The sequence below is a fragment of the candidate division WOR-3 bacterium genome (assembly GCA_039801245.1).
Lineage (GTDB): Bacteria > Hydrothermota > Tepidihabitantia > Tepidihabitantales > Tepidihabitantaceae > JAOABP01.
In genome coordinates this window covers 33,495-44,558 of the sequence record JBDRUF010000009.1, presented here as the reverse complement: position 1 = coordinate 44,558, position 11,064 = coordinate 33,495, and the positions used below count along the sequence as shown (strand labels likewise).

The following is an 11,064-nucleotide window of genomic DNA, read 5'->3' as shown; positions in this document are numbered from 1 at the left end:
CTATCTCGCCCTGCCTTTTTCCCCTGCTTTAACACAGGGATGGTGATAGATTGCAAGTATCAAAAGTGGGATGCCCCCGGTCCTCGGTCTCCGGTCTTCGGTCTTGTGCAGGCAGAAAGGCAAACAGATTAAGCCGTTCATTCTGACCTTTCTTTCTGTCATTTCGACCGCAGCGGAGAAATCTTTATAACCAGTGATCTCAGGTCAGATTTCAGACCCCAGCCGGCACAAAACGGCATCACCTGCCAAATAGAATCTAACCCATTTTGTACAATTTATCTGGAATAGGTTTTAGTCGCAGAATATATAATTTGACAGGGCTAGGTCTTCTGGTATCCTCAAGGTTATTAGTTGGATAATGAGTGGTCTGATTTTCTGGCTTTTCTCAATTGCGCCGCCGGAGTCGGTGATTGTCAGGGATAATCCCAATGACCAGGGGCAGGCGGTTGTTATCACCTGGAGCCATCCCCAACCTAAATCGGTTCTGGGCTATCGGCTTTTTCGCTCGGATGAACCTGATAAAGATTTTGCCCCTATCACAAGCGAACTCTTAACCAAGAATGACTATCTTGATACCGACTCCCTTTTGCGGAATGGCAAAGAATATTACTATTTTGTCCGTGCCTATTCCCTTTCTGACTCTGCCGATTCGCCGGTTTCTGGTCCAGTTGTGCCTCAGGCTCAGTGGTTCAACACCGGCAGGGTAAATGTCTTGATTCTTACCATCTTTATCAGCGCCATCTTTATCTATTACATCCTGTTGGCGCGGAGAGGGAAAATGATGTTCATCCGCAAAATCAGCGGTCTGGATGCGATTGATGACGCTCTGGGCAGGGCAACCGAGATGGGTAAGCCGATTCTATTCAGTTTTGGTCTTGGGTATATTACCGATATGGTGGTGATTGCCGCCCTGCCGCTTCTGCGCCGGATTGCGCGCAAGGCTGCCGAATATGCGGTCAGGCTGATTGTTCCCAATTCCGACCCGATTGTGATGACCGCAGCCCAGGAGACGGTGAAAGAGGCATATACCGAGGCGGGCAGACCCGACCTTTACAACCAGGACAACATCTCTTTTCTGACATCAGACCAGTTCGGCTATGCGGCTGGTGTTGATGGCATCATCCTTCGGGAAAAGCCCGGGGCAATCTTCTGGCTGGGATATTTCTATGCCGAATCGCTGATTATGGCAGAGACCGGTCATACAACCGGCGCAATCCAGCTTGCCGGCACTACCGAGACGACCCAGTTGCCCTTCTTTGTTGCTGCGTGTGACTATACGATGATTGGTGAGGAAATCTATGCCGCCTCCTGCTATCTCAAGCCCGAGCCGGTGATGCTGGGCACAATCAAGGGTGAGGACTTCATCAAACTCGTCCTGATTGTCCTCATCACCGCATTTGTCCTTTTGGGCACAGCCGGGGCAAAAATCCCGGTGTTTGAGCGGGTTTTTACCGCAATTGTCAACTGGTTCACACCGCCAACCTAAACTATGCTTAAACGCAACATCCCGCTTTTGATTGTCCTCTTTACAGCGCTTTTACTCATCGTCGCCTTCTTTATTCCGCACAAGCCCTTTGGCGACCTTGAGTCCCGCTTCCTCAACTGGTATGCCATCATCTCCGGTTTCACATTCCTTTTGGGTCTTGACTCCTTGACTAGGCATCATCTCTTAAAGGTCATCCGTAAGGAAAAGGGCTGGTTTTACAGCCTGCTTCTGGTTTTGAGCCTATTTGCCACCCTCGGTCTTGGTCTTTACTCCTGGGTCAGGTTTGCGAGCCCCTTTGCCCTGCGCGCGCCGTTTATGTGGCTTTACAAGTATATGATTATCCCTTTGCAGGCGACGATGTTTGCCACCCTTGCCTTTTTCATCTTCTCCGCGGCGTATCGGGCGTTTCGGATTCGTAACCTTGGTGCGAGTCTGCTGTTGATTGCCGCCTGCCTGGTGATGCTGGGCAATGTGCCTTTGGGTAGTTCCATCTGGCAGGGAATTAGCCAGTTCATCCACCTAATCTTCCCTAAAACCGACCCTGATGCGCTGAAAAGGGTGGAACTTTTTGCTCTGATAAAGGACTGGCTGATGGCGATTCCGCAGGCGGCCGCAGGCAGGGGGATTGGCATCGGTCTCGCCTTAGGTGGGATTGCGATGTCATTGCGCATCATCTTAGGAATTGAGCGAACCTATCTCTCATCATAGATTATGAATTTCTGGGAAAGAATCTCAGCAATTGACCGCAGGATTCTCTACCTTCTCCTTGCCCTGGTGGTGCTTTTGCCTTTGATTGTCAAGCCGAAGATTTCTGTGAGGGTTTCCGAGCCGGTGCGGAACGCCTTTAATGCGGTTGAATCTCTGCCCGAGAACTCGGTGGTGATGATTTCCATTGACTTTGACCCCTCATCGGCACCTGAGGTGCAGCCGATGCTGATTGCGATTCTGCGCCACTGCTTTAAGAGAAATTTAAAGGTTATCCTGACCGGTCAGCTGGCGCTCGGTTTGCCCATTGGCGAGATCGCCTTAAATCAGGTGGCACCGGAATACGGCAAGGTTTATGGTAAGGATTATGTCAATATCGGTTACCGTCCCGGTTTTACCGCAATGATGGTCGGTATCGGCAGGGAGATTCGGGACTTTTTCAAGACCGACTATCGGGGGGTGCCCTTGGACTCTTTTGAGTTTATGCGCCGGGTACACAACTATCACGACATTGACCTTTTGGTCAGTCTGGCACATGGCGCGGTTGCCGATGCCTGGATTATGTATGCCGGTGCCCGATTTAATCAAAAGATAATTGTTGGCTGCACCGGTGTCAACGCGCCGGGGATGTTTCAGTATTACAGCGCGCATCAGATTGAGGGCATCATCGGCGGTCTGCAGGGTGCATCTGAATATGAGGCACTGGTGGAAAGGCCCGGGGCGGCAACATTGGGTATGCCGGCACAGTCAACCGCACACGCACTTTTAATCATCCTTTTAATCCTTGGTAACCTCGGGTTTATCATCGCGCGCAGAAGGGGCAGGAAGTAGATGATTCTTGACATCATCGGCACCTGGATTGCCGCCACCCTGACAATCGCCATCCTCTCATTTTTATACAAGGACAACCCGCTTTACCGTGCTGCCGAACACATCTATGTGGGCATCTCGGCGGGCTTTGCCGTTATCTATGCCTGGGCTTTTGATGTCTATCCGATGCTTGTTGACACCTTCAGAACCAACCTGAGCGCGCGCAACTACCTTGAGGCATATATTTTGATTCTGCCCGCGCTCTTGGGCATCATGATGCTTCTGCGCTCAATTCCGAAACTGGTCTGGCTCTCCCGCTGGCCAATCTCATTTACCATCGGCATCGGTGCTGGTCTTGGTCTCATCGCATCGGTTCAGGGCTATCTCTTGCCCCAGATATCAGACACATTAAGACCCTTGATTAACCTGAACAATGCGGTGATTTATATCGGTGTGATTACCACCCTTACCTACTTCTACTTCTCAAAGGAGCACAAGGGTCTTTTGGGTGTCCTGTCAAGAATCGGGATAGTTTTTATTATGGTTGCTTTTGGGGCATCGTTTGGCTACACGGTGATGGCGCGTGTCTCCCTTTTGATTGGCAGGTTTTATTTTCTCTTTCATGACTGGCTGCCAATCATCCGCTGAGGATAGGTTTATATAAAAATACACAAAACTCATTAAGGTTAAATTGATTTATCCTGCGCATTTTTAGCAAGTTAGCCAAATGACAATTTTTGCAGGTGATTATCCCCGGGTGATTTTGGACACAATCTTAAGTGTGTGTCCTTAGTGAGCGATGATAAAAGGATTAAAAAGTTATATGTTCACATTCTTGACTTTATCTTATGATGGCTATACTTATGTGCTGTGAGGATTTTGGTAACAAGTGCGCTGCCTTATGCCAATGGTGAGATTCACTTCGGTCACCTTGCCGGTGCTTATCTCCCTGCTGATATCTATGTAAAATATCACCGGCTCAATGGCTCAGATGTTTTATACATCTGTGGCTCTGATGAGCATGGCGTGCCCATAACGATTGCGGCGCAAAAGGAGGGGATAAGTCCAAAGGAGCTTGTTGACCGTTATCACCCCTCAATCAAAAGTTCGTTTGAACAGTTCGGGATTGAGTTTGATAACTATTCCCGGACCTCCTTGCCGCTTCATTACCAGACTGCGCAGGAGTTCTTTCTGAAGGTTTATCAGAAGGGGTTCATAATCCCCAAGACGACCAAGCAGCTCTATTGTCCAAATTGTAGAATGTTCCTTGCTGACCGGTATGTTGAAGGAATTTGCCCAAACTGCTCATCTCCTGGTGCCAGGGGAGACCAGTGCGAGGCGTGCGGGCGCTGGCTTGAGCCCTTTGAACTGATTGAACCCAAGTGCAAGACCTGCGGTGCGACACCAGAGATGAAGGAGAGCACCCACTGGTTTTTTACCCTTTCCCAGTTTGAAAAGAGGTTGCGGGAGTGGATTGATTCCAAGAACAACTGGAAGCCAAATGTCAAAAGGTTCTGTGAGGGCTGGTTCAAAAGGGGTCTTGCTGACCGTCCGATAACAAGGGACCTTTCCTGGGGGGTGCCGGTGCCCCTTCCTGAGGCAAAGGGCAAGGTGATGTATGTCTGGTTTGATGCGCCGATTGGTTACATATCATCAACAAGGGAATGGGCAGAGAAACAAGGTGATGCAGAGCGGTGGCGGGATTACTGGCTGGATCAAAGGACAAGGCTGGTACATTTTATCGGCAAGGACAATATTGTTTTTCATGCGATTGTCTGGCCGGCGATGCTGATGGCGCACGGTGATTATATCTTGCCGGCAGAGATTCCGGCAAATGAGTTTTTGAACCTTGAGGGTGCGAAGCTTTCCACATCGCGCAACTGGGCAATCTGGCTGCCGGATTATCTTAAACGGTTTCCCCCAGACCCGCTGCGTTACTGCCTGGCGCTGAATCTGCCTGAGAATCGGGATGTTGATTTTACCTGGGCAGATTTTCATGCCCGCAATAACAATGAACTGGCAGATGTGTTCGGCAACTTCGTTAACCGGGTGGCGGTTTTTATCAAAAAATATTATCGTGGCAAGGTGCCGGATGCTACTGCCGATGATGAGAAATCACTTGAGGTGTTAAAGACCATTACTGCCGCACCAAAAAAGATTGGCTCCCTGATTGATTCATTCCAAATCAAGGATGCGACAAGGGAGTTGATGAACCTTGCCGCCTTGGGCAATCGTTATTTTGATTATCAGGCGCCCTGGCGCTCGTTTCGGGAGGAAAAAAGGTCTTGCGACCGGACAATGAATGTGTGCCTTAGGCTGGTTTCGGCACTGGAGGTGCTTTCATATCCGTTTCTGCCTTTTACGAGTAAAAAGATAGGCAGAATGCTGGGTTTGGATAAGAGGCGTTGGGATGATGTGGCCAATCCCGCTCTTCCCAGCGAACTCGGGGAGGTGGAGATTCTGTTTGAGAAGCTTGATGAGAGAATCGTAGTTCAGGAAAGAGCAAGGTTAGGTAAGGTAGAGCAGGAAAAGGAGGAGACTCATATGATTACGATTGATGATTTCAAGAAGATTGAGTTGCGGACGGCGAAAATAAAATCAGCGGAACGGGTTTTAGGAACTGCGAAGTTAATCAAGATGGTGATTGATTTGGGGAACGAGGAGCGGCAGATTGTTGCTGGTATCGGTGACAACTATCAGCCTGAGGAGTTACTGGGAAAGGAGATTGTGGTGGTTACCAATCTTCAGCCGGCAAGACTGCGCGGGGTGGAATCAAACGGGATGCTTTTGGCTGCGGTTGATGGCGCAAAGGTTGTCTTGATAAGCCCGGAAAAGCCGGTAAGCCCTGGCTCACCAGTTTCTTGAATATGCCGAGAAGGAGTGCGGCTAACCCGGACGGTTTAAAAATATTTGACACCCATTGTCACTTAAATGACCGGCAGTTTGCCAATGATTTGAATGCGGTGATGAAACGGGCTTATCAGGCGGGCGTTAAGGAGATTTTGACAGTGAGCACAAGTGTGCCTGACAGCCAGGAGAATGTCATCTTGTGTCGCAAGTACCCTAACACCTATTGTGCGGTAGGGATTCACCCCCATGAGGCGGATTCGTTTCGTAGTTTTGATATTCAGACGTTGAAGGATATGTGTATTGAACCCCAGGTTAAGGCGATTGGCGAGACCGGTCTTGATTTCTTTCGCGGATTCTCTACAAAGGCGAATCAGGAAACCGCTTTCCGCGCCCAGATTGAACTGGCAAAGATGCTCAATCTGCCTTTGGTGATTCATATCCGAGATGCAGCACAACCGGCAATGGCAATTCTTGAGGAGCATGGCTATTTTAAGGGCATTTTGCACTGCTTTTCTGATGGCAGGAAGTTTGCCGAGTGGGCGGTTGAGAAGGGTTTTTACATCTCATTTGCTGGGAGTTTGACCTATGGTGAAAAACGATTGATTGAAGTTGCAAAGACGGTCCCTCAGGACAGGATACTTATCGAAACCGATGCCCCTTACTTGATACCTGAACCTGAAAGGGGACCAGGGAAAAGGAATGAACCGGCGTTTATCCGGTTAACTCTGCAATTTCTTGCCCAAGCGTTGAATTTCACGCCTGCGGAGGTGGCAGATCTTACCAGAGAGAATGCTCATCGCTGTTTGCAGATAACCTGATTTCATGCAAATTGACGATAAGACCGATTAAATCCTTAGGGCAGTCCTTTTTAATCCATGAACCAACAGCCGATGCTCTGATTGCGGCGCTGGAATTGAAGCCTGATGATACGGTAATCGAAATCGGACCAGGCAAAGGGATTCTCACCAAGCGGTTGATTCGGGCATGCAATAATGTGATTGCGGTTGAAATCGACTATCGGCTGGTGTGCTATCTTGAGGCAGAAATAGGAGAAAGTCCTAATTTAAAAATTGTGCATCAGGATTTTCTGAAATTTGACCTGAATAAATTTAATGATGCGAAGATAATCGGTAATCTGCCGTATAACATTTCCTCTCCGATTATTTTTAGGTTGTTAGACAACATCAGTTACTGGCAGAGGGCGGTTCTAACAGCACAGCGAGAGTTTGCGGAAAAGGTTTTACTTCCCGCAGGGACAAAAGGAAGTGGCGTTTTAACCGTTTTGTGTGAATACCTGTGCACAAGGAGGCGGCTGTTTAACATCCCTCCCAGATTCTTCAAACCCAGCCCCAAGGTAATTTCAACCGCGTTTACCCTGATGAAACGCCCCAGCCCGGCAGTAGCAATTTCTCACCCCGAATTTTTTTATAAATTGATTAATGCGGCTTTTACCCCGCAACCACGCAAGAGGCTAATAAACAACATTGCATTGAATCTTGGTATCAACAAGGAGATTTTAAAAAATATTTTTGTCCAGTTAAATTTGCCCCTTGATGCCCGAGCCAAGGATCTTACCCTGAATCAGTTTGCGCTAATCGCAGATGTCCTGTTTCCTTACAGCCAGTAACTCCTGATAATAATCAAGCGTTTTTTTTGCGATAATGGGCCAGGCGTAATCTCGGACCCTTTTTAAACCATTGGCAATCAGCCTGTTTCTCAGTTCTTCGTCTGTAAGAACCTTGACAATGCAATCCGCAAGCGCATTGATATCCCCCAGCGGGAAAAGGATTCCATCAATATTATCACGGATGGTTTCGTCATAACCAGGGATTTTTGACGCGACCACAGGAACACCGCATGCCATCGCCTCCAGCAAAACAACACCCTGAGTTTCACCGCCAAGAGCGGGTGAACAATACACATCAGCGCTACGGTAATATCCAGGTAATCTCTCCGCGTCTACCCCGCCGATAAACTCAACCACATCCTCCAGACCGAGCCGCTTTACCAATTGTCGGCACTCTCTTTCCCTCGCTCCTTTTCCGATGGCCACCAAACGCACATCAGCTACTCTCATTTTTACCAGCGGCAGCGCCTGAATTAAGACCTCCAATCCCTTCCTTTTGTCCAGACGACCGACAAAAAGAACAACCTTCTCTTTTGGTCGTTTTTTTAATACCGGCTGAACCTCGGGGTGGAACTTTCTTAGGTCGACACCGGAGGGAATGATGCGGTATTCCCCAGGCAAATAGGGCTCAATGGCTGCCTGCGCCCGTCGAGAAATTGCGATTTTACCGTGGATTTTATTAATCTCGTCGCGAAATAGGAAACGAAATATCCTGTCTCCCCTTTTATGAATTTTAAACCCAGCGGTAAGAAATGTGATCAAATTGGTTGCACGGCTATAGCGCAAAGCCCAGTAAGAGATCTCTGGCCAGAAAAGTCCATGGCAGTGAACTATATCAAACTGGTGGGTTTTGAAGAAATTGGCAACCTGGGCAGGTAGTCTTACTCCAAAAGGTAGCGTAGCATAGGAAAGGTTCATCGGAACAAGGAGTGCTTTTCCAAAACGATAGACATTTGCCGGCTCTGGGGATTTACTCTGCATCGGCTCAAAATGGGGGAATTTTGTGGTTAGGATGGTTATCTCCTGATTAAGTTCCTTAAGCGATTTTGCGAGATTGTAGACGTGTTCACTCACCCCTGAGGGGTAGGGGCGATAAGCAGCAGACACAAGGCAGATATGCAAGGGGTCTTTTTTCACGATAAAGCCTTTTCGTAGAGAGCCTCAATGTCTTGGGCTATTACCGGCCAAGCAAATCGAGTGACATGCCTCAATCCTTTTTGAATAAGGTGTTGGCAAAGTTCAGGAGAGTCTAACAGTTGATTTATAGCCTCGGCGAGTCTCTGAGCGTCTCCAGGAGGAACAAGAATTGCGGTTTCCTTATCGGTAACCACTTCATTATAACCGGAAATGGCAGATGCTATTACCGGCTTTCCCGAAGCCATAGCCTCCAAAAGAACGATTCCCATCGCCTCACCGCTCAGTGCTGGGGATACATATAAAGTGCATCCAGAATAATATCCTGGGAGTTCCTCCGGAGGCACATAGCCGGTAAAGATAACCGATTTTTCGATTCCCAATCGGATACAAAGTCTTTTCGCTTTTGATTCTAATGGGCCAGTTCCAACAACAACAAGGGTTGCTTCAGGATGTGATTTGAGGATAAAAGGAAGTGATCTTATGAGTACTAACACCCCTTTGCGCCAGTCAAGCCGACCAACATACAAGATGTAAGGTTTATCTTTCTCAAGACAATGGGCAGGGTGGGGATTGGTTCGGAAACGGGTGAGGTCAACGCCATTGGGGATAATATGATACTCCCCTAAAAACCAGGCTTGAAAAAAATTTTTGGCAGCTTGAGAGACCGCAATTTTCACTTTAATTTTACGGTTGAGGTCAGGGAAAAGGGCTTGGAAGCCTTTTCTTACAAAGATGGGGAGTTGTTTTCTTAAGGTGTGAAATGTTACCACAACGGGCGCAGAGCTATAGCGAATCGCCCAGTAAGAAATTTCTGGGGGGAAAACCCCGTGACAATGAACAATGTCAAATTGATTCTTGCAAAGGAACTCCCTAACCTGGAGGGGAAGTTTTAGCCCCACAGGGAGAACGAAATGGGAACGATTGGATGGGAGGATAAGGGCTTTGCCAATACGAGCAATGGGGAAAGGGGTTGAGGTTGAGGTGTTTAATTTGGTTTTGGGATGATAATTGGTTGTCAAAATATGGACTTTATGACCACGGCGGTGAAGTTCCATTGCCAGATGATGGACATGCTCACTGACCCCTGAAGGGAAAGGGCGATAGGATGCCGAAACCAAAAGGATGCGCATTTTTAACCTGTGTGACCAAACCCCCTTTCGCCTCGTTTTGTTTTGGAAAGGGTCTTAGACTCTTCAAATTTAACTGAAACTATCCGGGAAAAGACAATTTGGGCGATTCGCTCTCCTTGCCTAACGGTGAAATCTTTATCAGAGATGTTGAATAAGATTACCTTGATTTCTCCGCGATAATCAGGGTCAATTGTGCCTGGGCTGTTTAAGACACCGATGCCGTGATGAAAAGCCAGCCCCGAACGAGGACGAACCTGGGCTTCAATACCCGATGGTAATTCAATGGCGATACCTGTGCCAATTACGCCAAAACTGTGTGCCTTGATTGCCTTTGACTCGGCGGCATAGAGGTCGAAGCCCACAGCATCACTGGTTGCCTTATAAGGTAGGGGGATGTTTTTTTTCAATCGCAAAACCCGAATTTTGACCTGTCTCATTGCCAATTCGCATTAAAAACCAACCACTGGTCAGGATAGCGACGAATAAGTTCGTTGAGCCGGGAGGCGATGAGTAGCGTAAGGTTTTTGATGTCGTTATCCATATCACCAGTGGGATGGAATTCCAACGGAGCTTCAATTACCCCCAGATAGGGAGGGCGGTTTTTCTTTTGCTGTCTGACAAAGTAACCAATTACAATTGGGACATTATAACGCAAGGCGTAAACCGCGGGTCCTTTGGGAAATGAGCGGTGGGCATCAAATGCCGGGCAGAGAATCCCCCTGCCGGTGAGGTCTCGGTCAGCAACCAGTGCCAAAACCCTTTTCTTTTCTATCGCCCTCCTAATCCGCTCCCTTTCGGGAATCGGAATGGTTTCCATTGCACAGGCACGGCGATACCGGTTAAAGGTCTTGGTCCAGCCACGGGGAATGGGCTCAACCACCGCTGAAATCGGGTAAGCCAAAGCGGAGAGAAATACCCCGGCGAGGTCCCAGTTGCCCAGATGTCCTGTTACAAGAATTACCCCCCGTTTTTCTTGCATAACCCTGTCGATTGTTCTGCGGTCAAATTCACCAATCAGAGCGGTCCTTTTTTTCATTACCGGGACCCTCAAGAGGTCGGCATAAAAGACACAAAGATTTTTAAAAGCCCGACGAGCGGTCTTTTTTATTACCTCTTCAGGCGTGTTTTTCCCAAGGATATGGTAGTAGTTTTCCATCAAACGCCTGCGCTGACGGTGGTTAAATTGATAGACAATTACCCCTATAAATGTGGCAATTCTTACCACCACCCAGCGGGGCAGCATGAACTGAATTAAGGTGCCCAAAGGCATCAGCCAGGTTAGAGCCAAATTTGAACCGTCCCTGTTTTTCACAGGTCGC

Annotated in this window: 12 protein-coding genes; 7 read left to right on the top strand and 5 right to left on the bottom strand. The window is 48.3% G+C overall.

Annotated features, from left to right (window positions below; genetic code table 11):
* Positions 1-162: a hypothetical protein gene (locus ABIK47_02460; GenBank protein ID MEO0019487.1), complete on the bottom strand. Its 162-nt coding sequence runs from the start codon at positions 160-162 to the stop codon at positions 1-3.
* Positions 163-358: 196 nt separating this feature from the next.
* Here ABIK47_02460 and ABIK47_02455 point away from each other — a divergent pair, with 196 nt between their 5' ends.
* The 7 genes from ABIK47_02455 to rsmA all read left to right on the top strand — a co-directional run bounded on the left by ABIK47_02455 (position 359) and on the right by rsmA (position 7,478).
* Complete coding sequence (locus ABIK47_02455; protein ID MEO0019486.1) at positions 359-1,486, top strand: fibronectin type III domain-containing protein; 1,128 nt, start codon at positions 359-361, stop codon at positions 1,484-1,486.
* A gap of 3 nt (positions 1,487-1,489) precedes the next feature.
* Positions 1,490-2,194, top strand: coding sequence for a hypothetical protein (locus ABIK47_02450; protein ID MEO0019485.1), 705 nt, complete (start codon positions 1,490-1,492; stop codon positions 2,192-2,194).
* 3 nt (positions 2,195-2,197) lie between these two features.
* The gene (locus ABIK47_02445) at positions 2,198-3,022 is read left to right on the top strand and encodes a hypothetical protein (GenBank protein MEO0019484.1); all 825 of its coding nucleotides are present in this window, start codon (positions 2,198-2,200) and stop codon (positions 3,020-3,022) included.
* A complete protein-coding gene (locus ABIK47_02440; GenBank protein MEO0019483.1) occupies positions 3,023-3,649 on the top strand; it encodes a hypothetical protein in 627 nt (208 codons plus the stop codon).
* A gap of 222 nt (positions 3,650-3,871) precedes the next feature.
* A complete protein-coding gene (gene metG, locus ABIK47_02435; protein MEO0019482.1) occupies positions 3,872-5,866 on the top strand; it encodes a methionine--tRNA ligase in 1,995 nt (664 codons plus the stop codon).
* 2 nt (positions 5,867-5,868) lie between these two features.
* The gene (locus ABIK47_02430; GenBank protein ID MEO0019481.1) at positions 5,869-6,669 is read left to right on the top strand and encodes a TatD family hydrolase; all 801 of its coding nucleotides are present in this window, start codon (positions 5,869-5,871) and stop codon (positions 6,667-6,669) included.
* Between the two features lie 11 nt (positions 6,670-6,680).
* Positions 6,681-7,478, top strand: a complete 798-nt coding sequence (gene rsmA, locus ABIK47_02425) for a 16S rRNA (adenine(1518)-N(6)/adenine(1519)-N(6))-dimethyltransferase RsmA (protein ID MEO0019480.1) — start codon at positions 6,681-6,683, stop codon at positions 7,476-7,478.
* Here the strand turns inward: rsmA and ABIK47_02420 are convergent.
* Genes ABIK47_02420 through ABIK47_02405 form a run of 4 tightly spaced genes read right to left on the bottom strand, consistent with a single transcriptional unit; the run spans position 7,443 to position 11,033 of the window.
* The gene (locus tag ABIK47_02420) at positions 7,443-8,552 is read right to left on the bottom strand and encodes a glycosyltransferase family 4 protein (protein ID MEO0019479.1); all 1,110 of its coding nucleotides are present in this window, start codon (positions 8,550-8,552) and stop codon (positions 7,443-7,445) included. The two genes, rsmA and ABIK47_02420, sit on opposite strands and share 36 nt — an antisense overlap.
* Positions 8,553-8,611: 59 nt before the next feature.
* Positions 8,612-9,745 carry a glycosyltransferase family 4 protein gene (locus ABIK47_02415; protein MEO0019478.1) on the bottom strand — a complete coding sequence of 378 codons (1,134 nt, stop codon included), beginning with the start codon at positions 9,743-9,745 and terminating at the stop codon, positions 8,612-8,614.
* A gap of 2 nt (positions 9,746-9,747) precedes the next feature.
* The gene (dut, locus tag ABIK47_02410) at positions 9,748-10,182 is read right to left on the bottom strand and encodes a dUTP diphosphatase (GenBank protein MEO0019477.1); all 435 of its coding nucleotides are present in this window, start codon (positions 10,180-10,182) and stop codon (positions 9,748-9,750) included.
* Entirely contained in the window at positions 10,179-11,033 is an 855-nt protein-coding gene (locus tag ABIK47_02405) for a lysophospholipid acyltransferase family protein (GenBank protein MEO0019476.1), read from the bottom strand. Before ABIK47_02405 ends, dut begins: the two co-directional genes overlap by 4 nt.
* Positions 11,034-11,064 lie beyond the last annotated feature (31 nt).

Excerpts from the sequence above, each read along its gene's own strand:
- ABIK47_02460 (MEO0019487.1), bottom strand. The coding sequence starts at position 162 with ATGACAGAAAGAAAGGTCAGAATGAACGGCTTAATCTGTTTGCCTTTC.
- ABIK47_02455 (MEO0019486.1), top strand. The coding sequence starts at position 359 with ATGAGTGGTCTGATTTTCTGGCTTTTCTCAATTGCGCCGCCGGAGTCG.
- ABIK47_02450 (MEO0019485.1), top strand. The coding sequence starts at position 1,490 with ATGCTTAAACGCAACATCCCGCTTTTGATTGTCCTCTTTACAGCGCTT.
- ABIK47_02445 (MEO0019484.1), top strand. The coding sequence starts at position 2,198 with ATGAATTTCTGGGAAAGAATCTCAGCAATTGACCGCAGGATTCTCTAC.
- ABIK47_02440 (MEO0019483.1), top strand. The coding sequence starts at position 3,023 with ATGATTCTTGACATCATCGGCACCTGGATTGCCGCCACCCTGACAATC.
- ABIK47_02430 (MEO0019481.1), top strand. The coding sequence starts at position 5,869 with ATGCCGAGAAGGAGTGCGGCTAACCCGGACGGTTTAAAAATATTTGAC.
- ABIK47_02415 (MEO0019478.1), bottom strand. The coding sequence starts at position 9,745 with ATGCGCATCCTTTTGGTTTCGGCATCCTATCGCCCTTTCCCTTCAGGG.
- dut (MEO0019477.1), bottom strand. The coding sequence starts at position 10,182 with ATGAGACAGGTCAAAATTCGGGTTTTGCGATTGAAAAAAAACATCCCC.